The 22,301-nt window shown below is 44.9% G+C and carries 19 protein-coding genes; 11 read left to right on the top strand and 8 right to left on the bottom strand.

Features of this window, described 5'->3' with window-relative positions; translation table 11 throughout:
- Window positions 1-28 precede the first annotated feature (28 nt).
- Genes SVI_RS17345 through SVI_RS22020 form a run of 4 tightly spaced genes read left to right on the top strand, consistent with a single transcriptional unit; the run spans window position 29 to window position 3,570 of the window.
- The gene (locus SVI_RS17345) at window positions 29-1,381 is read left to right on the top strand and encodes a hypothetical protein (RefSeq protein ID WP_013052944.1); all 1,353 of its coding nucleotides are present in this window, start codon (window positions 29-31) and stop codon (window positions 1,379-1,381) included.
- Window positions 1,378-1,803: a hypothetical protein gene (locus SVI_RS17340; protein ID WP_013052943.1), complete on the top strand. Its 426-nt coding sequence runs from the start codon at window positions 1,378-1,380 to the stop codon at window positions 1,801-1,803. Before SVI_RS17345 ends, SVI_RS17340 begins: the two co-directional genes overlap by 4 nt.
- The gene (locus SVI_RS17335) at window positions 1,790-3,436 is read left to right on the top strand and encodes a sensor domain-containing diguanylate cyclase (protein ID WP_049791120.1); all 1,647 of its coding nucleotides are present in this window, start codon (window positions 1,790-1,792) and stop codon (window positions 3,434-3,436) included. The genes SVI_RS17340 and SVI_RS17335 overlap by 14 nt, the downstream gene beginning before the upstream one ends.
- Window positions 3,437-3,438: 2 nt before the next feature.
- Entirely contained in the window at window positions 3,439-3,570 is a 132-nt protein-coding gene (locus tag SVI_RS22020) for a hypothetical protein (protein ID WP_013052941.1), read from the top strand.
- 45 nt (window positions 3,571-3,615) lie between these two features.
- Here the strand turns inward: SVI_RS22020 and SVI_RS17330 are convergent, their stop codons facing one another.
- Window positions 3,616-3,876, bottom strand: a complete 261-nt coding sequence (locus SVI_RS17330) for a DUF5062 family protein (RefSeq protein ID WP_013052940.1) — start codon at window positions 3,874-3,876, stop codon at window positions 3,616-3,618.
- A 421-nt stretch (window positions 3,877-4,297) separates the two neighbouring features.
- Between SVI_RS17330 and SVI_RS17325 the strand changes: the two genes are divergently transcribed.
- Window positions 4,298-4,954 (top strand): Qnr family pentapeptide repeat protein, encoded by a 657-nt coding sequence (locus SVI_RS17325; protein ID WP_013052938.1) that lies wholly within the window; start codon window positions 4,298-4,300, stop codon window positions 4,952-4,954.
- 212 nt (window positions 4,955-5,166) lie between these two features.
- Here the strand turns inward: SVI_RS17325 and SVI_RS17320 are convergent, their stop codons facing one another.
- The 3 genes from SVI_RS17320 to SVI_RS17310 form a co-directional block, all read right to left on the bottom strand.
- Window positions 5,167-6,309, bottom strand: a complete 1,143-nt coding sequence (locus SVI_RS17320) for a lipocalin-like domain-containing protein (protein ID WP_013052937.1) — start codon at window positions 6,307-6,309, stop codon at window positions 5,167-5,169.
- Window positions 6,310-6,429: 120 nt separating this feature from the next.
- Window positions 6,430-8,964 (bottom strand): ABC transporter permease, encoded by a 2,535-nt coding sequence (locus SVI_RS17315; RefSeq protein ID WP_157608724.1) that lies wholly within the window; start codon window positions 8,962-8,964, stop codon window positions 6,430-6,432.
- Window positions 8,957-9,625 carry an ABC transporter ATP-binding protein gene (locus SVI_RS17310; protein ID WP_013052935.1) on the bottom strand — a complete coding sequence of 223 codons (669 nt, stop codon included), beginning with the start codon at window positions 9,623-9,625 and terminating at the stop codon, window positions 8,957-8,959. Before SVI_RS17310 ends, SVI_RS17315 begins: the two co-directional genes overlap by 8 nt.
- A 340-nt stretch (window positions 9,626-9,965) precedes the next feature.
- Between SVI_RS17310 and SVI_RS17305 the strand changes: the two genes are divergently transcribed.
- A complete protein-coding gene (locus tag SVI_RS17305; RefSeq protein ID WP_013052934.1) occupies window positions 9,966-11,441 on the top strand; it encodes an FAD-dependent oxidoreductase in 1,476 nt (491 codons plus the stop codon).
- A gap of 23 nt (window positions 11,442-11,464) precedes the next feature.
- Here the strand turns inward: SVI_RS17305 and SVI_RS17300 are convergent, their stop codons facing one another.
- The 4 genes from SVI_RS17300 to serA all read right to left on the bottom strand — a co-directional run bounded on the left by SVI_RS17300 (window position 11,465) and on the right by serA (window position 16,024).
- Window positions 11,465-11,878 carry a group II truncated hemoglobin gene (locus SVI_RS17300; protein WP_013052933.1) on the bottom strand — a complete coding sequence of 138 codons (414 nt, stop codon included), beginning with the start codon at window positions 11,876-11,878 and terminating at the stop codon, window positions 11,465-11,467.
- Window positions 11,879-12,310: 432 nt separating this feature from the next.
- A complete protein-coding gene (locus SVI_RS17295) occupies window positions 12,311-12,670 on the bottom strand; it encodes a TraR/DksA C4-type zinc finger protein (RefSeq protein WP_013052932.1) in 360 nt (119 codons plus the stop codon).
- Window positions 12,671-12,893: 223 nt separating this feature from the next.
- A complete protein-coding gene (gene ygfZ / locus SVI_RS17290) occupies window positions 12,894-13,874 on the bottom strand; it encodes a tRNA-modifying protein YgfZ (protein ID WP_013052931.1) in 981 nt (326 codons plus the stop codon).
- A 920-nt stretch (window positions 13,875-14,794) separates the two neighbouring features.
- Entirely contained in the window at window positions 14,795-16,024 is a 1,230-nt protein-coding gene (gene serA, locus SVI_RS17285) for a phosphoglycerate dehydrogenase (protein ID WP_013052929.1), read from the bottom strand.
- A 193-nt stretch (window positions 16,025-16,217) separates the two neighbouring features.
- Between serA and SVI_RS17280 the strand changes: the two genes are divergently transcribed.
- The 5 genes from SVI_RS17280 (at window position 16,218) to SVI_RS17260 (ending at window position 22,279) form a co-directional block, all read left to right on the top strand.
- Entirely contained in the window at window positions 16,218-16,820 is a 603-nt protein-coding gene (locus SVI_RS17280) for a DUF2238 domain-containing protein (protein WP_013052928.1), read from the top strand.
- A gap of 264 nt (window positions 16,821-17,084) precedes the next feature.
- Complete coding sequence (locus SVI_RS17275) at window positions 17,085-17,750, top strand: helix-turn-helix transcriptional regulator (protein ID WP_013052927.1); 666 nt, start codon at window positions 17,085-17,087, stop codon at window positions 17,748-17,750.
- A gap of 495 nt (window positions 17,751-18,245) precedes the next feature.
- The gene (exeM, locus tag SVI_RS17270) at window positions 18,246-20,897 is read left to right on the top strand and encodes an extracellular exonuclease ExeM (RefSeq protein WP_013052926.1); all 2,652 of its coding nucleotides are present in this window, start codon (window positions 18,246-18,248) and stop codon (window positions 20,895-20,897) included.
- 579 nt (window positions 20,898-21,476) lie between these two features.
- Window positions 21,477-21,914, top strand: coding sequence for a PaaI family thioesterase (locus SVI_RS17265; RefSeq protein ID WP_013052925.1), 438 nt, complete (start codon window positions 21,477-21,479; stop codon window positions 21,912-21,914).
- 116 nt (window positions 21,915-22,030) lie between these two features.
- On the top strand, window positions 22,031-22,279 hold the full coding sequence (locus tag SVI_RS17260; protein ID WP_013052924.1) for a YgjV family protein: 249 nt from the start codon (window positions 22,031-22,033) through the stop codon (window positions 22,277-22,279).
- Window positions 22,280-22,301 lie beyond the last annotated feature (22 nt).

Below are 22,301 nucleotides of genomic sequence, written 5' to 3'. Positions count from 1 at the left end.
AGCTCCTCTATGCCTGATTAAGGTTTCTATGCCTGATAAAATAACCAAGAAGAAGCTAAATAGAATCATAGACAAGATAGTCGATGTTTCGTCTCGAGCCCTAGGCGGAAGCGTTTTATTGCTGTTAGCTCACTTTGGTGTGATGAGTCAGGCACAAGCTCGTATCCATGACCATTCAGAGCAGTCAGAGTTCAACTTGAGTGTTAACGGTTTCGGTACCTTAGGCTTAGTGAGAAACTCAAGTGATGAACTCTATTTTCATCGAGAGCTCAGCATGAATGCCAGTGATTCTGAGTATTCCTTTAAGACTGACAGCTTGCTGGGCCTGCAAGTCAACGCAGATCTCACCGAGAGTCTAGATGCCATAGCTCAACTGGTATTAAAAGACAGGGCAAGCGATATGGCTCTGGATAGCTTAGAGTTGTTATTTCTGCGCTATCGTCCAAATCGTGATTGGGCCATCAGGCTGGGAAGGACCAACACAGATCTGTATATACACTCAGAATACAGAAACGTCAGCTATGCCTATCTCTGGTCCAGACCTATTCCTGAGTTTTATGCCATCACCTCAGTTATTGCGAAAATTGATGGCGTCGACATCAGTTATACCCATAATTTAGAAGGAGGTACCTGGGAGACTAAGTTGGCCTATGGGGTTACCCACTCTGTGCTAGCCGTACAGGCTAATCGTTTTGAGATCGATATAAAAAATGTCTTCGCGCTTACCTCCATCTATACGTGGGATGAGTGGACATTTCGACTCGCGGCCGCTGCGGTAGAAGTGGATGAGTTAGATTTTTTGTCTAATGACGTGGTTGATGGCCTTAATCTCGTGCCTGATACGTTATGGCCTGAGGCCAGTAAAATGGCCCAGGATATAGATGGGCCGGGTCAGAAGTTGCAATATTATGCTCTGGGTTTGCAATACGATCATATGAACTGGGTTATTCAATCGGAGCTTGGCTATGTCGACTCTGACTGGGGAATAATACAATCTTTCTACAATGGTTATCTGAGTGTGGGTTACCGTGTCGATGAGATGACATTCTATGGTGTATTGGCCAATATCGATAATTCAGGAGAGCCTACTAGCTATGCTTCACCGCAATTACCAGCTCACTTCCCCCTACAACTCACGGCACAAATTAATGCCTTGTATGAAGGGGCTTTGGAGGCTTTTACTTCTAGCAAGATAGAGCAGACGAGCTTGAGCTTAGGTATGAGGTGGGATCTCTACCCTAATACCTGCATTAAGTTTCAATGGGATCATATCTGGATCGATCAAAGGTCCGCGGCGATGTGGACTCAGGTTCAAGAGCAAGTCGGGGATACTGAGGTCGATCTCTTGTCAGTTAACTTTAGTTTTATCTTTAACCTATGAAGTATCTGATTGGATTACTCACCTTAATACTCACTCTGCCCCTTAGAGCCGAAGGGGATCTGCTGGTGGTGGTGAGCCGTGAAAGCCATGTCGAGTCATTGACCAAGAGTGAAGTGGTGGATCTGTTTATGGGCCGGTATGTGAATTTTCCCAATGGGGATAAGGCCAAGGTGTTCGATCTGGCACCCAAATCTGAGCTTAAAGGATTATTTTATCAAAAGTTGGTCAACCGGACGGAGGCGCAAATTAATGCCTATTGGGCCAGATTACTTTTCTCTGGTCGTAACACTCCCCCAAAAGAAACTGAGTCTGCGGATCAATTAATTCATGAGCTGCTGAGTTCGAGGCATGGTATAGGCTATATTTCTAGTCAGGATCTAACAAATTCACTAAAAGTGGTATATCGATTTGAGGCGCTTTAGACATCAGCTGTATTTTAAAGTAGCACTGGCTATCGCGCTGAGTGTGGCTCTTGTGGCTGCTCTGAGTTCATACTTTTTTTATTTCCAAGAGATAGAGAGGAATGAACTCGGCTTGTGGGAGCATGTTAATCAGTTGTCCAGAACCATAGAGAATACGGCTTCTATTGCCGTGTATGTACAGGATGCAGTGTTAGCGAGGGAGATCATCGATGGTTTGGCGATTAATGACGTAGTGTCAGAGGCTGAATTGATCAGTGATCCGGGATTTTCTGTGTATTCCGGAGAGGTAACGCTTATAGGCCGAGAGGGAGTCTCGACCCTGATCTTGTACCACCCTTTCTCAGAAAGTGAGGTAATAGGCCAGCTTAACATTTTGCCTAATGAGGCATTTATTCATTTTAACGCCAAGAACTCCGCCGTAAATCAGGCGCAGCAGTTGGCACTGCTGACTTTAGTCACGGCCTTACTTGTGTCGTTTATTGTCCATAAGGCGCTGACATCACCTCTGAATCGGATCATTAACCGTTTCGAAGAGGTGAAACCCGGTGAAGATATTAAATTAACAGTACCTAGATTTCACCAGAAGGACGAGATTGGCAGCTTGGTGAGAGGGATTAACTCTCTGGTCTCATCTCTGAATCAGTCTATAGATTCTGAGCGTAATTTGAGAGAAACGACTCAAGTCTTGGAGAAGAAATTCAGGCTCATTTTCGAACAAGCCAGTGCTGGGATCTGCCTTATAGATAATGACAACTTGCTGGTTACCGCTAACCCAGCTTTTCAGCGAATTATCTATAAATCACATACTATCTCAGATGCCATAGGCCTAAGGCTCACAGATTGGTTTTACAATAAACTGCAATTAGAGAGCTTTCTTACGGATATCAGACAGAGTCATAACTTAGATACGGTTGCCTTAGATCTTAAGATGAAGACCCTAGCGGGATCGCCCGATTGCTGGGTACATTGCTTATTTTCAAAGGTGTTAGATGACGATATGCAGAGCTGCCTGATGATCGAAGTGCTGATGTATGATGTTACCGAGCGAACCGAGAGGGAGATCAATACCCGTTTCGAAGCCGATCATGATGGTTTAACTCATCTTAGGAACAGGAGAGCCGGTAGTCGGGCTCTGATTGAGTTATTTGATAGGGCTGAGGCGAATGATAAGATCGCTGTGCTAATGAATATCGATCTGGATAATTTCAAAATAATCAACGATACCAATGGCCATGAGGCTGGGGACATGGTCTTGATCGAGATCGGTCGCCGTATGATGGCGGTGTTCAGAAATGACGATCTGTGTATTCGCTGGGGAGGTGATGAGTTTGTCGTAGGGTGTTACTTCGATAGCAGTCGATTCGAGGAGCGTAGTCTGCCGGCGATTGAGAAACTGGCCTCGGAACTCAGGTGTGTGTTAAATCAAGATGTGAAGCTCAGCAGTGGCGAAGATATTAAGATAGGCGCCAGCATAGGCATCGCCATGTATCCGCAGCATGGGGATAATTTGCAGTCTGTGTTGAAGGCGGCCGATAATGCCATGTATGTCTCGAAGCAGAAAGGGCGTAATCAATATAGCATCTTCGATTCAAATATTATGAGCGAGCCTGATTCTTGCCCTAAGAGTGAGTAAAGATGCTATTGATTAACGAGCAGAAAGGGCGTAATCAATATAGCATCTTCGATTCAAATATTATGAGTGAGCCTGATTATTACCCTAAGAAAGACTCTGAAACTAAGCCTCAGACAGAGACAAAAAATGAGTAAAGATGCTACTGATTAACGGGAAAAATAAAGCGGTACTAAATAGACCTAGTTTAATAACTCATGCTCTTCAGGAAGTTGGCGACTGATCCAGAGGATCAATTTATGTTTCATATTTGGCCCGTCTTCCTTGTCCACAGCCAGAGGCTGTATCAATTTATCTGTCACTAGTAGGCGATAGATGCACTCCACCTTATCTTTCGGTGAGATCCCTTTACCGAAATCGTCAAAGCCACGCTTTTTAGCATAGCCTACGCCAATTTCCATGGCGAGTTTTAACAGTTGTACATCGTGTTTACCTTGCTTCATATGAGCTTCCTCAAAAGGTGTATTGGTCTTTTAACCAAATTACCTGAATTGAATGAGATAGCAAGGTCAGGTTTTAGGTTTGAATCAAGATGGCCTGTCTGTTTTAACTTACTTTAATGCCTAGGATCTAAAGTCTAGCTTCTAGGAACTTCTGATGTCTCCAAAGCTGCATTTCATCTAGCCTTCATTTACCTATACTCGACTCTCTGTAAGCTCTTAGGTTGAGTTTAACTTTTTTCTTGGCCTCAGCAGATTGTCGAGAAATTTCAATTAGGTCTATGGTCCTGTTTGACACCTTAAAACCTCTATTTGGGAGGTTTTTAACTCATTGATTTGGTTGTATTTATTTTTATTGGTTTCTTTGTTTATGAGTGTTAGCCTTGGCTTCCGGTAACGGGTGAGATCTAGCAAGAGGCGTTAATTGAATAGAAAAAATGAGGTGTTCCTAGGGGACAATTTTAGTCATCTGGATATGAGTAATTCACATTTTGACCAGTGTAAATTCTATAACTGTAATTTTAACCATACAGATCTCAGTGACAGTCATTTTGTGGGCTGCTCATTTATAGAGCAAGGTGCCGTAACAGGTTGTAATTTTGAGTACGCTAATTTACAAGATGCGAGCTTTAAAAATTGTCAGTTATCTATGGTTAATTTCAAAGGTGCTAATTGCTTCGGTGCTGAATTTAGGAACTGTGATTTGAAAGGGTCTAACTTTCTAAAGACACGCTTTGCCAATCTGATAAGCAGACAAGTGTATTTTTGCTCTGTGTATATCACAGGTTGCAACTTGTCTTACGCTAATTTTGAGCGGCAATGTATCGAGAAGTGCGATCTTTTTGAAAATAAATGGATAGGTGCAAATTTATACGGGGCTTCGTTTAAGGGCTCAGATTTGAGCAGAGGTGAGTTTTCCAGTGATGTTTGGGGTCAGTTTAATCTACAGGAGTGCGATCTTTCTCATGCTGAACTATATGGTTTAGACCCGAGAAAGGTGGATCTGAGCGGCGTTAAAATTTGTATGTGGCAGCAGGAGCAGTTACTCGAGCCTCTTGGGCTGATTGTTGGACCCGATTAGCCTTAATAAGCTAGATAAAACTTAGAATAAACCACCTCAAAAAGGTGGTTTATGTTTATGTAATCTGCTGCCATGCTTATATTTATGTGGCATTTCAAGCAGGCTAGCTCCAGATATTGGAGATAAAAATTACACTCTAGGCATCAATTTTTAATCCCGGTTAGCCTACTTTTACAGTATCCCAGCTTATAAAGCATCTAAGCATCTAAGCGTTAGTGCTCATATCCAGTCAGCTCCATATAGCCTTCACCTTTATGGCTCCCCGAGACTATGACAGGTCCTTCCCAGTAACTGATACTCAAGGGCACTCTAGCATCTGGATTGAGCGCATCGGTGCGAATATCAATATTTTCTGAGGGTATCGAAATATTCCAAGCAACAGGATAGGAAATGGAGTCTATTTCATGCCAACTCGCTACTTGAAGATGAATATCTTTGGAGGCTATATTACGGCCGCTGCCATCGGCAAACATTCTGCGGCCGCTATAGAAGCTAGATTTGTCCTGCCCTCTAAGTTGGAAGAGCATCAAACTTGACCCATCTTCTAATCTAAGGGCAAACCAGTCCCAGCCAGCCTGTGTCTTGTTGAGAAACTGCGAGCTCCACTCTCGGTCCAACCAGGCATCGCCGCTGACTTCATGGTCTACTCCATCGATAGTTACCGAGCCTGAAACCTGGATAAAAGGTTGGCTGTAATAATGGGAGGCTACAGAAGCGTCGGCGCTTTTAATGCTGTAACCATTCTCACCCTGGAGCTGATAGGGCGCACTCGTTTCCAGTGTTAACTGATAGCTAAACTGCTCGGCATCGACCTTGAGCTTGGCGGGGAATAAGTCTGCTCCTGTGCCTGTCCACTGCCAGTCATCTATCTTTATGGTGAGAGGATTGGTTGAAACATCGGCCAGCCTTGGATGGCGCCTCGACCACCTCTCTTCGGCAAAGTGTAATGTCTTGCTCGTGATGGCTGCATGGGTCATAAAAATCTGCTTACTGGCCCAGTCTGAATCGATAAGCTTAATGTGTGAGGCTGCTTTCTCAGCGGCTTTCTCAGCGGGTTTTTTAGGGGGTGTTTTAGGGGATAGGGCGACACGGAACTGGGTCCATTGCAAACCTAGTTGCTTGCCTTCATCTGTCTCTAAATTGGCGGTGAGATACCACCACTCCTGACGAAAATCATCGTGGGATAGATGATCTTGGGGAAATACTATAGGTCTGCTTTTATCAACTTGAGTATAGCCAGCTGCATCATAGCCTAACAGGCTTACCATAGGCGATGATGTAAGCGTCGAGGGCTTAGAGCAGGCGGTAAGCATGGTGATAGCCAGTAATAAGGATAGGATTGGCTTAGGCATCATATAACTTCTCTCTGCAGGCTGGATATTAGCGGTAGCATGACTAGGGTTCGCATAAACATCATATAACCTCTCTTTGCAGGCTAGAGATTAGCGGTTGCATGATTAGGGTTTGCATAGACATCATATAACTTCCCTCTGCAGGCTGGATATTAGCGGACGTTTGGTTTGAATATACAAAGGAAAAGCCACGGCCAATAAGCTGGCGATTAATGCCAGTATGACCACCCGACCGTAGGCAAGCCAGTCCCACTCCATGGCGATACTCCAGCCGAAGGCTTGTAGGGTGACTTTATTGATCAGTAGATATCCTAAAATAGCCCCCGTTGGCAAGGCGAACAGGCAGGTAAACAACACGATAATCAACATCTGACCGAAGACGAGTGTGGTGAGCTGACGGCGATTAACTCCCATGGTGTAGAGCCTAGCCATAGGCGCCATTCTAGCCTGAGTCACCATAAAACAGGCGCTAAATAGTCCGATAGCCGCCACGAGTAAGGTCAAGGTATTTAATACCTGAGTGATAGAGAAGGTGCGTTTAAACATGATGATCGCCTGCTGCTTAATCTTCTTCTGGCTAAATATCATGGCATCGGGTATCGAGAATACGTGTTGTAACTCTTGTTGCAGTTTTTGCTGCAGCTGCAGTTTTACTTTGTCCGAGTTCCCTGCAAGGTTTATGGCCAGACTCATGGGCGTCTGTGGAAATCCATTGGCTCGCCAAGTCTCGGGGGAGATGATGACCTCGCCATAGGGATTACCGTAATCGTAGAACACTCCGCCCACGGTAAAGTGATTATCAGGCAGCGCCTGTAAGTCTATGTTGTCACCTAGTTCGAGGTTTAACTTGATGGCGAGAGGCTCGCTGATCAGCACGAGTTTATTAGCAAAAAACGCTGGCCACATATTCTCCACTGTCTCTTTAAATACTGTGGTCTGGATTAAGGACTGCTTATCTCGAGTGACGATATTGATGGGCAGCTTGTCTTGTTTACTGCTGAGGTACCACTGTTTATAGATGGCATCCACATCTTGGTGTTGCTTTAAAAAGGCTTCTACCTCGGCCATCTGCTTCGATGCTGGTCTGATATAGAGCTCGGCGTGGAGTCTGGCATCGAGCCAGTTTTTCAAGGTGCCCTCGAAGCTGCCCACTAAGGTATTCATGGATATATTGGCTGTCAGGGCGAGTAACATGGCCATCATAGCCAGTGACAGGGGGGCGATTAGCTCCTTGGTTTCGGCGACCTGATAATGTAATAAACCTTTAGGGGACACCTTTAATAGCTGACTGACCATAAATGCCAGAGACCAAGGCAGGGCTAAAGGGATGGCGATAACTACTAGGCCAAGCAGGACCATGGTATAGCGATAATCTTGGCTGAAGGGCAATAATATCGATGCCAGCAACCCTAGGGTGAGGGCAATCAATAATTGGTATAGATAGATCTTATCGGCACTTTTTTGCTCAGTGAAGTGATTTGAATTCCCGGCCAGAGGCTGGCGGATTAGCTGAATAAATAATGAGGTTGAGGCTGATAGGGCGGCGAGGAAAGTCAGGCCTATGGCCTGAAATAACCAGCTCAATTGCCAGTTACCCGGCAATATTTTAGCGCCATAAAGCTGCTCCAATGTGACCGATACCATAGGCTGCAGCCAATGACTGAGCTGTAATCCCAGCATAAAACCTATGATAGACCCCACTATGACCCAGAGAAGAAGCTCGATGCACAGGGCTAACATTAAAGGAGCCTTGGCTATGCCTTGTTGCTGAAGCTGTGTCAGTAATCTCTGTCTCTTGAGTAAGCTATAGCGAACCCCGTTATAGGCGATAAAGAGGCCGACCACGAATGCCAGCAGGCTCATAGCGGTCAGGTTAAGATGAAAGCTCTCAGTTAGAGCGATGAGACCATCGCCATTATCACTCTCAATTAACATGCCTCGATTGCCAATAAGGCGTTCTAAATGGCTCTTATTACTGCTTACGTCAGAGAACAGAGCGATATAACTGAGTTCATTGGGTCGCTTGAGTATGTGCTGAGCCAGAGATATATCCATTAAAATATCTGAGCCCAAGTTGCTGGCATCATCTAAGGCCATCACATGTATTTTGACGCCCCCGAGTACCAAGTCACCGTCTTGGGAGAACTGCTCAGCTAAGGATTTGCTGGCCAGCACTATAGGCGCGCCAGATAAGATATCTCCTAGGGGAATATTTAATGAGAAAAGTCCGCTGCCAGCTTTAGCTCTTGCTTCACTATTTACTTGAGAGCCGGAGGCTGGAAAAGAGGTGAGGGCGGCCATAAGGTCGCTACCTTGGATACGCCAACGTGTGCCATTTGAGTCACTGGCCACGCCTTGCAAGACTGGCAGGCTATTGTTGAAACCATTGGCGCGAATATCGAAGTACAGGTCTTCATCCAGACGCTTACTGCCAAGTGGCGGAATGATAGACCATTTGGCTTGCTGACTCAGTAGCTCGGTGGCTGAGCTGTAACTCGCAATGGCGTTTTCATTGGTGGTGCGAACCCCTATCAACAAGGTAACGGCCAGAATAATACCGATACAGATGGCACCAGCCTGTAGCGGGGCTTGGCGGTAATGGGCGAAGAAGACCTCAAGGCAGAGTCGGGTCATGGGGATAAGCTTGGTATCACTCATGTATTTGGCCATTATTCAGATGCCAGCGCCGCTGCATAAACTGGGCGCATTCCATGCTGTGGGTGACCATAATAATACTGGTGTCCTGCTCTGCGGCCAGTTCACACAAGAGCTTCATCACCTCTAAACTGGCGAGTTGATCTAAGTTGCCGGTGGGCTCATCGGCTAACAAGAGTCTAGGTTTATGGGCCAGTGCCCGTGCGATGGCGACTCGCTGCTGTTGACCACCGGATAAGGTTTCTACATGGCGCTTTAGTAAGGGTCTAAGACCTAAACTATCGACCAGATGATCGCACCAAGAGTTCCAATCTAAGCCGTTGAGTCTGAGTGGGAATGCAATATTATCTTCGACGTTAAGCGGGGTCAGCAGGTTAAATTGTTGAAACACCACGCCTAATGAAACTCGCCTAAAATGACTCCAGAGATTATCGCTCCATGATGTGGTGATTTCGCTCAGCAGGCTGAGGGAGCCCGCATCGGGACGTTCGAATCCGGCGATCAGATTAAGCAAGGTGCTCTTGCCACTGCCGCTGGCACCAGTGAGCGCTATGGTGTCACCTTGGGTGAGCAGCAGGTCGAGTCGGTCGAGGACCCTGTGAGAGACCCCTCCATCGATAAACTCTTTAGTGATCCCTTGCAGTTGAACTATCTGTTCTGTCATAAGGCTCCATTGGGAAAGGCCTGTTCCATTATGGCTAAATACTCTGGCTAAATACTCTGGCTAAATACTATGAGTGAGCCAGTTAGCATGTCGAAGCATACATCATTTCGAATCTGGACCCTTTGACCTTTACAGAGTCAATAGAGCCGCACTAATCATAAGCCTATCTTAGGCATAGCAGCTTGGGATACAAAGTTTAATTCGCTCAGGTTTTTATCGCGAAACCGCTTTTTTAGAACATGAATAGTAAATATGAAGTTTATTTACTATTCATGGCTATAAACTTGACTGCTTGCAACGTAAGATAGCCGCGAATTTTGTATGTCACTCTGTAAGCACAATGAATCAAGTTGTAAGAAAATCTGCTGCTTTACCTCTAGCGAGTCCTAAAATCGCCATCATAGGTGGTGGTGTGGCGGGCTCCACCATAGCCCTGCGTTTTGCCGAGCTAGGTATAGATACTAGCTTGATTGAAAAAGGTGACAGCTTAGTCAATGGCCCTCCCTTTTGCCATCTACATGCTGGCGGTAATCTTTACCGAGAAATATCAGATGAGCAGTGTTTAACCTTACTGGTGCAATCTATCGATACGGTAAAAGTATACCCGCAGAGCGTCAATAAGCGGCCGACCGTCATCGCACTACCAAAAAACGATCCCAGTGATCCCAGAGATTTACTGCCGCGTTTAGAGAAGTTACGCGCTAAATACGCCTATTTAGTCCAGCAAGACGCTAGCAATGAAGTGTTAGGTGAACCCGAGCAGTATTTTCGTTTGTTTGAGCGAGCCGAAATAGAAGCCCTTAAATCCAGCGCCTTGCCAGAGCAAGCCTTATGTCCGAGTGATTGGTTAGTGGCTTTCGCTCAGCATGTCGACTTGGACAACTTAAAATTCCCGATAGTGTTAGTGCAGGAATATGGCCTGTCAGCCTTTCGTTTTGCTGCTATCGCGAGCATGGCGATAGAGAATTTACCCGCTTGCCATCTACATACCAATACGCAAGTTGTGGCGTTGGAACAGCTCGCTGGCGCATCAGGCTGGCGTGTATCGATGAAAAAACATGATGAAATCGAGACCATTCATACCGATTTTGATTATGTGATTAATGCCTGTGGCTTTAAGAGTGGCGAAATCGATGACATGTTCAGTGCTAAACGTCGGCGTATGGTCGAGTTTAAAGCTGCCTATGTTGCCCATTGGCCAAAGTGCAGGGGCTTATGGCCAGAGGTTGTTTTTTATGGGGAGCGTGGTACACCCCAGGGCATGGCACAATTGACGCCTTACCCAGATGGTTATTTCCAATTGCATGGCATGACTCAAGATATCACCCTGTTTAAAAATGGCTTAGTGGCTAGCGGTGAAAATAGTGCCCAGCCGAAACTTGCCGAACGTTTCATCAATAAGATAGAGCGACAATGGCCGGCAGAGCTTATCGAAGAGAGAACTTTAGGTTCTATTGAGCATATAGCTCAATATATTCCAAGCTTTAGTCAGGCAAGCGTCGCGGCTAAGCCCTTATTCGGCGCGCAACAAATACCTGGGGATGATGCTGATTTACGCACGGCGGATGTGTCGTTTTATGGTAAGAATTATGCCCGTACCGAGATAGTGAAAGCCTCTTCGGCATTAGCCGCTGCCGATGCAATCTTGCAAGACTTGATTGCAAATGAGCTGGTGAACTCAGCCCTCATCACACAATACGCGGTTGAGCATTATTTCCCAGTAACGGGCCAATGTACTCAAGAAGAAGTGACTGCCAGAGCCGAAATGTTGGCTAGGCAGCGCCAGTACCCTCAAGCCTTAGCGAAGAACTTTTAACTTCAATATGTGCTTAAAAAGTATTAGCCGCCGGATACTTGTCTTATCCTCTCGGCCGGAACTCTTAGCTGCTGCATCAGATAAGCTTTGAAATCGGCTTGGTAAGGCTGATTATCTACGGCTTGTTGCATGCAGTACAACCAGGCTTCACTTTCTTTATGGCCCACGGACAGATGTTTATGAGCGGCCGGGATATTGATTGAACCATAATGCTGTGAATACAGCTTAGGGCCGCCAAGCCAGCCGGAAAGGAAATAAGCGAGTTTCTGACGGGAATCAGTAAGATCACCAGGATGCATATCCCGGATCTTCTTTGACGAGGAGAACTTGTCCATATTCTGGTAAAACTCATCAACCAAACGAGTCAGACCCGCTAAGCCACCCGCCATTTGGTAGGAGTTGTCACCAACACCAAATTCATCATTTTTTGAATTCATAACTTCTGCCGAAATCTGCTGTAGGGTTAACTCCAAACCTTTTGATGTAGAGCTAATACCACTGATTTTTGATTAGTTCAATATCGTACTTTGTTGAGGTCGCTTTCACCAGTAGGCGGAAGTTTTTCCGAACTTTGTTTGGAGCTGTACGGTCTTGTAGCAGAGGAATATCTCTAAACTTAATTTGGATGAAAGTCGTGGATATCAAACTGGAACCCTTGGCACCAGCTGGCTGAGATATTTTTTATATTGTCTTTCCGGCAATGATTTTGGGCCGGAATCCATCTCTTTTACTTACCTGTTAATTTTAATATGTGGCCTTACGGCGGAGAAGGGATTCGAAACTTCGTTTGGAAACTTTACCTATCAGTAAGGTTCAAAGTTACAAATCAGCCTGCCGACATCAGAAAGGGAAAGATAAAAGAGAACCATCTATGAGTTCTCAGCCTCACTTTGGCATTGAATACATAACTCTGCGATAGAGTGTATCGTGAGCCTACCGATACCAATACTCTCACCACATTCAAGACAAATCCCATACTCCTCGGGTTCGAGCAAGATCTGCTTGATACGCAGGAGGTGCTGCTGCATCAGCAGCTCACCGGCTTGTGCCATCTGTTGCTGCTGAATCGCGTCTATGCGAGATATTCGGCCGACCGCTTGCTGGTCGAGTTGCACCGGGGCGCTGCGTTCGTGGATTGATTCTATTTGCTGCTCTAAATCGATTAGCTCATGTCTGAGCTTAGTGAGTAGCTCTTGTTTCTCGGTTGAGGTGAGATCTGCTTGTTTCAAGAGTCAGTCTTCGATTTAGGATAGAACTTACTAAATTATCTGACTTACTTTGATATAGCAAGGGTAAAACAAGTGGGTATAGCAAGTGCAAACAAAGGATATTAAAAAGGTGCACTCAGCTCATGATTGGGCTTTGACTGTGCACCTTTGTCTATGTTTTTTCGCAACTCGCAACTCGCAACTCGCAACTCGTCGCTTATCGCTTATCGCTTATTGTTTAGTCTTAACTTTCATCTTCAAGAGAATATGGCAGTGGCTTAATCGTCAGCGATGAGCTTTCATCTCCTGCGATTCTAAGCTTGTCACTGGTTTGGGTATCATTTGGCAATACGGCAGTCAGTAAGACTTGCTCGCCGGATTGAACGACTTCGATGATGGTGCCGGTTCGCTTGAAGCCATCGTCTAAGGCTAGCTCTAGTCTGGTTTCCAGGCTGACAGTCTCGCTACTGGTGCCGCTTAGGATATATAGGGCGCGCTTATTGCCACCGCGATATTTCATCCGCGCTATGGTTTCCTGACCCATGTAACAGCCTTTCTGGAAGCTGATGCCGTTAATGCCCTGTAGGTTACACATCTGAGGCACAAACTGGCTCTGATGTGAGGCTGCTAGGTTGGGGTAACCCGATTGGATCTCCAGAGCCTGCCAGGCGGTGGCATCGACTATCTCTTGACTGATAGATGTGAGCAAAAGTGCTGCGGCTGTTTCTTCCATCATTATGATGAAACGGTCATTGTCTTTAAGCAGCAAGCCACCCGATATCACGGTGACCTCTTTGTCGATGCTAGTATTGTTGTCGGAGCCGAAACGCTCATCGATCCAAGTTTTCGCCTGTTCACCGGCGACGCCTAATAGTAAGAAGTTGTCGGTAACATCGACTAGATCAGCCTTGCTAAATACCGCATATTTAGCCAGTTGAGGTAGATCTAGGGCCAAGATATCCGCAGGCATCATCATGAACAGGGTATCTTCGAGGGAGAAGGTTCTGAAACTTGCCAGCATCTTGCCCTTGGGATCACAGTGGGCTCCCCAGCGCCATTGGTCGCTCTGTAAAGAGCTGATGTCCGTGGTGACTTGTCCATGGATAAAGCTGCGGCCTTGCTCACCTGTGACGCTCATTAGCCCCAAGTGGGACAAATTAGAGAAGAATAGCGATGGAATTGGGTCATTCAAGCTCCAATTGGGCTGAGAAACTGAAAGCGTCATATCATGATCCTAGGAAATAAACGGGCTGGAAAGGGATGATTGTAACTCGAAATTACCAGAGCGGAAATAAATAGCCCACATAATTGATAAAAATTATGTGGGCTATTAACTTTTAGTCTTGACTGGTATTTAGTGCAGCAGCATAGTGTGAATTGTACCTTCGATGGCCTTCATTTGTTCCACAGCCTCTTCGGCTTGATCTGAATCGACCTGTATCACCAGATAACCACTTCCAGCCCTAGTTTGCAGATTATGTTGAAAGGAGATTTTGATAATTTTTTAGAACAGCTTGAGCAGCTTGAAATGAAATAGCCCACATAATAAGTAAAATGATACGGGTATTAATTCGGTAATGACCTAAAGGGGTATTTGCCTAGGCAGACTGCTTTCTATGGGATAGCTATCAGTGCAGTAAGCGAGTTTTAAATAGTGCCTTCGATGACTTTCATATGTTCCACAGCCTCTTCGACTTGATCTTAATCGACCTGTATCAACAGATAACCAATTTAAGCCCTAGTTTGAAGATTATGTTGAAAGGATATTTTGATACTTTTTTAGAACAGCTTGAGCAGCTTGAAATGAAATAGCCCACATAATAAGTAAAATGATACGGGTATTAATTCGGTAATGACCTAAAGGAGTATTTGCCTAGGCAGACTGCTTTCTATGGGATAGCTATCAGTGCAGTAAGCGGGTTTTAAATAGTGCCTTCGATGACTTTCATTTGTTCCACAGCCTCTTCGAGTTGATCTGAATCGACCTGCATCACCTGATAACTAATATCAGGGCTAGTTTGGAGGCACTTATGTTGAACAGTTACTTTGATACTTTTTTAGAATAGCTTGAGCAGCTTGAAATGAAATAGCCCGCATAATAAGTAAAATTATGCGGGCTATTAATCTTTAGTCTCAGACTGGGCTTTAGTGAAGCAGCCTAGTGCGAATAGTACCTTCGATGGCCTTCATTTGTTCCAGAGCCTCTTCGGCTTGATCTGAATCGACCTCCATCACCACATAACCAATTTCAGCCGTAGTCTGTAAGTACTGGGCAGCAATGTTGATGCCTTTCTCTGCAAACGCTTGGTTAATCTTGATCAATATACCGGGACGGTTATGGTGTATATGCAGTAAGCGAGACGCGTTTTTATGTTGCGCCAGAGACACTTCCGGGAAGTTGACCGCAGTCATGGTCGAGCCATTATCTGAGTATTTAGCCAGCTTGCCAGCCACTTCTATACCAATATTTTCTTGAGCTTCTTGAGTGCTGCCACCCACATGAGGGGTCAGGATGACGTTATCTAGGCCCCGTAGTGGACTGAAGAACTCGTCATTATTCGACTTAGGCTCAACCGGGAATACATCGATAGCGGCGCCAGCCAACTTTTCACTGCGGATAGCCGATGCGAGAGCATCTATGTCGACAACTGTGCCGCGAGAGGCGTTGATTAAGATACTGCCTTGCTTCATATAGGCAATCTCGGCTTCGCCTATCATATTTTGAGTTTGCGGAGTCTCAGGTACGTGGAGACTGACGACATCAGCGAGAGACATTAACTCTTGCATCGAATGAATTTGCTGGGCATTGCCCAGTGACAACTTGTCTTCGATATCGAAGAAGATCACTCGCATGCCGAGAGTCTCAGCCAAGATGCCGAGTTGCGTACCAATATGACCATAACCGATAACACCTAAGGTTTTCCCACGGGCTTCAAAACTGCCTTGGGCACTCTTAAGCCATCCGCCTCTATGTGCCATGGCATTACGCTGTGGAATACCACGAAATAGCATAATAATCTCGCCAAGCACCAGTTCGGCAACGCTTCGGGTGTTGGAAAATGGAGCGTTGAAAACTGGGACACCAAGTTTTTCAGCAAAATCTAGGTCAACCTGGTTAGTTCCGATACAGAAGCATCCGATACCAACAAGCTTTTCAGCTTGGCTTAACACTGTTTCATTAAGTTGAGTGCGGGAACGAAGACCGACAAAATGGGCTTCTTTAATAGAAGCTATTAAGGCTTCCTCTCCTAAAGAGGCCTTGTGGTATTCGATGTTGCTGTAGCCTGCACGTTTAAATACATCAACCGCAGATTGGTGGACGCCTTCCAATAGCAGGATCTTGATCTTATCCTTGTCCAGCGAATGTTTCGCCATGATTTGGGTACCTTCTTCGATTATTGGTATTTTGTTAACTAAGTTTATTTTTAATTTATTAAATTATTAGTATTCTTTTGATACTTGTCAGACCAAAGTAGCATTTTTTTTAGGCACTGTGGAGGGCTAGATGGCTAAAGTTATTATTCTTGTATCAAAACAATAGAGTTTATCTGTATATGAGGTTCCTATTTTGAATAAACAGCTTACTTGGTTAGTGATTTTTATGTCTGTGTTGGTTTGGTCGGCTATCGAGCCCAAAGATCCGTTCACTTGGTTTTTGGAGGTGTTACCGGCTCTGGTCGCCTTGCCGGTTTTATTTCTGACTCGAGAGCGCTTTCCACTGACGCCTCTGGCTTATGCTTTGATATTGCTTCACTGCATCATACTTATGGTAGGTGGACACTATACCTATGCCGAGGTGCCCGTTTTTGACTGGATCGCCGATATTACTGGCTCAGACAGAAATAATTACGACAAATTAGGCCATTTTGCTCAGGGATTCGTGCCGACTTTAGTCGCTCGGGAGATCTTTATTCGCTTAGATATAGTTAAACCTGGGGGCTGGTGTAATTTCTTGTCATTGTGCTTCGCCCTAGCGTTTTCTGCATTTTATGAGTTAATTGAGTGGTGGCTTGCTCTGCTAACGGGGGATAATGCGGAAGCATTTCTGGGGACTCAAGGCTATATTTGGGATACTCAATCGGATATGGCGATGGCGCTGTTGGGTGGATTGATATATTTGATAACACTTGTTAAGTTCCATGATGTACAGCTGGCTAGGTTTAACGTATGACAGTGGATTGCTTTATTCATCATAAAGTCTACTGGTTTTTTATGCTTTAAAAGTCTAAGGCTATCATGCTTAATAGCTAAACCTGATTGTAAAGCAACTTTTTGTTTGATTTACATTTGATCGATACTTTTTTACTATAGCGTTACAAGTGAAACTATCCGAATCTACTAAATCTATAAACAATAGTAATCATTCTGGTTGATAGGGAAGATTGACCACCTCCGCCTTACAGAGAACAAGTAAACTTTTCAGGGAGAGAAGTGTATGAGTAAGATTGAAGAACTGGTGTTCTTACACCAAGTCGCCGCCCCATGTCACTTGGCTATTTTGGCCGAATCTATTGGACTCAAAACCCGTATAGTGAAGCAGGTATCTGAGCTTGATCCTGAGAGGGACCATAACTGTTTCTATCTGATAGAGCAGGAGGGAGCCGCGTTAGACAGTAAGGGGATCCCGCTATTGGCATCTCGTCTGGTGTCCCATGTTCCGGTTGCACTCTATCAGGTTAATCGCGAGAAACTTGATCCTGAGTCAGCCTTGTTACTTGGGATACGCGGTTTGCTCTATGCAGATCAGCGTATGGACCTCTTGTTAACAGGTTTAAGAAAGATGGTGGCCGATGAGCTTTGGTATGACAGGACTCTGATCAGTAAGATGTTTCGCCAACTGGTGAGCCGCTTAGACAAGACCAATGATTACTCACAAGATAACGCAGCCATGCTGCAGATGCTTACCAACAGAGAGCGCACTATCATTAAGCTTGTGTCTAGTGGTGCTAGAAATAAAGAGATCGCCCATCAACTCTGTATCAGTGAACACACGGTGAAGGCACATATCTCCTCTATTTTCAGGAAGACGCAATCGCGTAATCGCGTTGAGCTACTGAGATGGGCACAGACCTATCAGAGCCATTTCGAGCTCTGCTCCTAACAGGCAGTTACAAACAGTTATGCTTGATTAAACTGTCTACCTGGTAGTCATGATTTAATATTTAAGTGTTAATTTTGACCGCTGCCGAGTGATTGCTACTAACGAAATATGCTAGAACGGTCTTTATGGCCGCTTTTTTATGCCAGAAAAATACAGATGCTAAGGCTTATTAACTGCTGCTGTATAAAAAACGCTCTTTATTGTTGTTTTTTATTAAGGTTTTGTAAATATCTGTAACAGCTTAATAAATTGGAATAATGTATTTGTCATTAGACTCTGTTCTTAGGTAAGTATTTGATTTTTACTCGCTAAAGTCTCACTCTGAATTACTTGTTCTAATTAATGTTAAATGGTTTTGACTTTTCTCTATATTTAACAAGTATTTATAATCCATTAATGTGATTTACCCGTCTTTTTTTTGTCATTCAAGTCTGTAAGAATCCCCCCGCACGTTAATAAAAAATAACGGCATATTATAATAATGGGGTTGAATAAATGGATAATGTTAAAAAAATGTCAGTGCTTGCACTGTCTATTGCCGCAGCTTTGCCGATAATGGCCAATGCTGATGTGATGATCAGCGAATATGTAGAAGGAGATGGTGGCAACAAGAAAGCCATTGAGCTTTATAACACAGGAGATAAGCCTGTAGATTTATCTGGCTACACCTTGGTGAGACACGGTAATGGTGCCGCGACGGCTTCGTTAATGGTTACGTTAAGTGGCACAATCGCCGCTAAATCAACCAAGGTAGTGGTACATAACCTTGCCGATATTCCATTAGATGCAGGCATCGATCAGCTTACCAGCACAAACATGACCTTTAACGGTAACGATGCCGTTGACTTGATGAATGGCACTAAGGTTATCGATAGAGTCGGTATCCTGTCTTCCGATGATTTTGCCAAGAATATTACCCTGCAGCGTAAAAATGATATTAGCGTGCCCCAGGCTACCTGGAACCAGAGTGAGTGGACCAATAAAGGCACTAACTATTTGGCCGGACTTGGTGCTCGTAGCGGTGATTATGTCGGCGGTGGCGACGACGGTACTGGCGGGGTTGAGCCAGAATTTAGCTGTGTTGGCGCTAGCTTCACTCCTATTTATGATATTCAGGGCACAGGCTTTAAGAGTCCTTTAGTTGCAGAGGGTAAGTATAAGTCAGACTCAGCTATTACCATTCAAGGTGTGGTCACGGCTCGGGGTGATAAGCAAAAGGGCATCTTCGTGCAAGAGCTTGAGGGGGATGATTCAGTGTTCACCTCAGATGGTATATTCGTCTACCTAAATGACCTGGCTCCTGAAGCAATACAGCCTGGTGTCACTGTGTGTATTCAGGGCATGGTCGAAGAAAAATACGGTCAGACCCAGCTTACCGACATAGGTACAGATATCGCCATCTATGGTGATGCCGAGGTGCCAGCAGCGGAGCCACTGTATATCGTCGAAGGTGAAGCCTTAGCCGATACTCTAGAGCGTTTAGAGGGGATGAAGGTGAGACTCGATGCCAGTACCGACATGAAGGTTACCAACATGTATGGTCGCTATGGTGATTCTCTTGGGCTTATCTTGGCTCATAAGGCACCTTTGATGAAAGCCACTCAGGTAGAGCTACCAGGTTCTGATGCAGCGGCGCTACTACAGGCAAAAAATAAGCTTAATCAACTGCAGATCTTACCCAGCGTGAAGACTGATACTGGTGTGGTTCCCTATATTCAGGACTTTAACGCCGATACAGGCTACCTTCGCATCGGTGATACCATCACCAACTTAGAAGGCATGATTGGCTATGGCTATAGTAAATATAACCTGATGGCCACCAATCAAATCTCTGCAGCGGATCTGCTGCGGGCTAATGACAGAACTGAAACACCGGATATCGCGACAATCGGCGATATCCGCGTTGCCAGCTTTAACGTACTTAATCTATTTACCAGTGATAGCAGTGTCGGTGGCGCATTGAATGTATCTTGTAGAGATCAAGATGACGCCGATGCGAGCCGAGGTTGTGGCCGTGGTGCTCATAGCTTGGATGAGTACCTGTTGCAACGCACTAAGATAGTTAACGCTATCAAAGAAATGAACGCCGATATCCTTGGCTTAATGGAGATTGAGAACAACGGCTTCGGCGCAACAAGCTCGATTCAATATTTGGTCAATGCCCTCAATGCTGAGCTGCCGGCGGCCGACGCCTATGCCTTCATTGCCACTGCCGATTCTGAGTTTATCGGCACTGATGCCATTACTGTAGGGATTATCTATCGTCCGGGAAAGGTTAAGCCTAGTGGTGATGCCTTCATTATCGCCACGCCGGAGCAACATGCTCCAGCGGGAGTGGCGACACGTGAAGACTCAGATAAGGTCTCCCTTAGTCCTGCTTATGACAAGTATCAGCGCCACAGTTTAGGCCAAGGTTTTGCAGTCAACGGCGAGAAGCTAACCATTGTGGTCAACCATCTTAAGTCTAAGGGCTCTAGCTGCTTGGAAGATTGGACTGAGTTTGCCGAGAAGAGTGATCCCGCAGATCTACAGGGACACTGTAACGAATTCCGTGTATCTGCGGTTAAGGTATTGGGTGAGTCACTCAAAGATGTTGAGGGCGATCTGTTAATCATCGGCGATCTAAATGCCTATGGCTTAGAAGATCCTTTGCGAGTGCTAACCGATTTTGATGCCGCCACTTCAGATCGTGATATCGTCGGCGCATCTTGGACTACGCTCGATGGCAAGGTCTACGAGCAGACCGGTGGAGTAATAGATAAGGGGTTTGGCTATATTAACCTCAATACTCAGGTACATGGTGTAGATACTTATTCATACAGCTATGGCGGGGAGCTAGGTAATCTAGATCATGCTCTGGGTAATGCAAGTTTGGCACAGAGAGTCATAGATATTCAGGATTGGCACATCAACTCGGTCGAATCTAATTTGTTCCAGTATCCGGGAAAGTACTCCGGTGACTTGGCAAAGTCAGAGAATGCATTCCGCTCTTCGGATCATGACCCTGTGATTGTCGCTCTGAGTTATCCGTTACCGACTCCAACACCTGAGCCTAGTCCTGAACCTAAGAAAGATGATGGTGGTTCCTTAGGTTATCTGGGATTGGGATTATTATCATTACTGGGTTTACGTCGTCGTAAGCACTAATTTTGTAATGACTCTGTACTAAGCCTAAACCGCTTTTAATTTATTAAAAGCGGTTTTTTTATACTGTTTCTCATACTGTTCTTTAAATTCTATGAGTAAAGTTTATAAAAGTGTAACTTGGAATTAGATTGGTGATTAACTGGCTGTTTTCATGTGTTATTTACTTTCTCTATGGTAAATAATCGATCTTATCTTGCTGTTTTTAGGCCTGCGTCTTGCTTGTGTTCACCACTTAACCTAGTTCTAGATGCCTACATACCAGTATTCTAGCTGTGTTTTGGGCTTGTTCATTCATCTTGATTATAATGGTATCGCCTTGCAGGTTTTTACGCTTGCTAATGAATGAAAATGTTATTTATCTCTGATAAAACTCGGCTTAATTCATAGCTGTAACTTAATTCTGTATAATCTGACTCCATCACATTGTTTCATCGATAAAAAATGTATGGAAGTTTTCAACAGCATCTAAGGTTAAGCTCTACTGGCTGTTCTGGAATAGTGTTAACTCCTCTTACCTGTTTAAACTTACAAGGCTAGCCAGTAGACTGTGGCCTAATTATTACGACAATGGACCTAGTCATGAGTATTTGGTTTAGACCGGTGAGCTTAGAAACGTGTGCCAAGATGGAAGCAGGCATAAATGGCAAGGGCACCTTGATGCAAACTATGGGCATAAAGATCACCGAAATCGGTGACGATTATATCGTGGCGACCATGCCAGCCACTCCAATGGTTCATAATCCCTTAGGCATAGTTCATGGCGGAGCCAATGTAGCACTGGCGGAAACGGTAGCAAGTTATGCGGCCAACTTCGTGGTAGATTTTGAGAATTACTATTGTGTTGGGCAAGAGATCAATGCCAATCATCTTAAAGCTTCCAGAAATGGTGTGCTAACCGCGACGGCAAAACCTGTGCATTTAGGTAAGAGAAGCTCAGTGTGGGAGATTCTTATCCATAACAGTGGCGGCGATCTCTGTTGTATCTCACGTATGACCGCAGCTGTGGTGAAGCGCTAGCCGTTTTCTTTACTCATTTTTCTGTGTAATGAACTGTAGATTTAACTGAGTTTTGTTCATAATGTTGAATATATCTCGAGCTAGACACGCAGTAAGTTAAAGGGAGTAAACATAAAATGGACAGTATAATAATTTGGGAGTGGGTAGGCTATCTAGCCTCTGTGGTTGTAGCCATCTCGCTTATGATGTCAAACATCAAAAAATTACGCTGGTGGAACTTGATCGGTGCGGCTTTATTCGTAGCCTATGGCTTAGCCATAGATGCCTTGCCTGTTGCCCTGGTGAACTTCTTTATCGTACTCATAGATGCGTATTACCTGGTCAAAATGTATAAAGCCGAGAAAGCGCTTAATGAACAGCCCTGAGCTTAGCTTGAGCGAGAGATTC

Origin of the sequence: Shewanella violacea DSS12, from assembly GCF_000091325.1 — a bacterium.
GTDB lineage: Bacteria > Pseudomonadota > Gammaproteobacteria > Enterobacterales > Shewanellaceae > Shewanella > Shewanella violacea.
Note: the sequence above shows the minus strand (reverse complement) of the source record. Positions and strands in the feature narration are given on the sequence as shown.

Excerpts from the sequence above, each read along its gene's own strand:
- SVI_RS17340 (WP_013052943.1), top strand. The coding sequence starts at position 1,378 with ATGAAGTATCTGATTGGATTACTCACCTTAATACTCACTCTGCCCCTT.
- SVI_RS17305 (WP_013052934.1), top strand. The coding sequence starts at position 9,966 with ATGAATCAAGTTGTAAGAAAATCTGCTGCTTTACCTCTAGCGAGTCCT.
- serA (WP_013052929.1), bottom strand. The coding sequence starts at position 16,024 with ATGGCGAAACATTCGCTGGACAAGGATAAGATCAAGATCCTGCTATTG.
- SVI_RS17310 (WP_013052935.1), bottom strand. The coding sequence starts at position 9,625 with ATGACAGAACAGATAGTTCAACTGCAAGGGATCACTAAAGAGTTTATC.
- ygfZ (WP_013052931.1), bottom strand. The coding sequence starts at position 13,874 with ATGACGCTTTCAGTTTCTCAGCCCAATTGGAGCTTGAATGACCCAATT.
- SVI_RS17345 (WP_013052944.1), top strand. The coding sequence starts at position 29 with ATGCCTGATAAAATAACCAAGAAGAAGCTAAATAGAATCATAGACAAG.
- SVI_RS17275 (WP_013052927.1), top strand. The coding sequence starts at position 17,085 with ATGAGTAAGATTGAAGAACTGGTGTTCTTACACCAAGTCGCCGCCCCA.
- SVI_RS17320 (WP_013052937.1), bottom strand. The coding sequence starts at position 6,309 with ATGATGCCTAAGCCAATCCTATCCTTATTACTGGCTATCACCATGCTT.
- SVI_RS17260 (WP_013052924.1), top strand. The coding sequence starts at position 22,031 with ATGGACAGTATAATAATTTGGGAGTGGGTAGGCTATCTAGCCTCTGTG.
- exeM (WP_013052926.1), top strand. The coding sequence starts at position 18,246 with ATGGATAATGTTAAAAAAATGTCAGTGCTTGCACTGTCTATTGCCGCA.
- SVI_RS17315 (WP_157608724.1), bottom strand. The coding sequence starts at position 8,964 with ATGAGTGATACCAAGCTTATCCCCATGACCCGACTCTGCCTTGAGGTC.
- SVI_RS17300 (WP_013052933.1), bottom strand. The coding sequence starts at position 11,878 with ATGAATTCAAAAAATGATGAATTTGGTGTTGGTGACAACTCCTACCAA.
- SVI_RS17330 (WP_013052940.1), bottom strand. The coding sequence starts at position 3,876 with ATGAAGCAAGGTAAACACGATGTACAACTGTTAAAACTCGCCATGGAA.
- SVI_RS17265 (WP_013052925.1), top strand. The coding sequence starts at position 21,477 with ATGAGTATTTGGTTTAGACCGGTGAGCTTAGAAACGTGTGCCAAGATG.
- SVI_RS22020 (WP_013052941.1), top strand. The coding sequence starts at position 3,439 with ATGCTATTGATTAACGAGCAGAAAGGGCGTAATCAATATAGCATCTTC.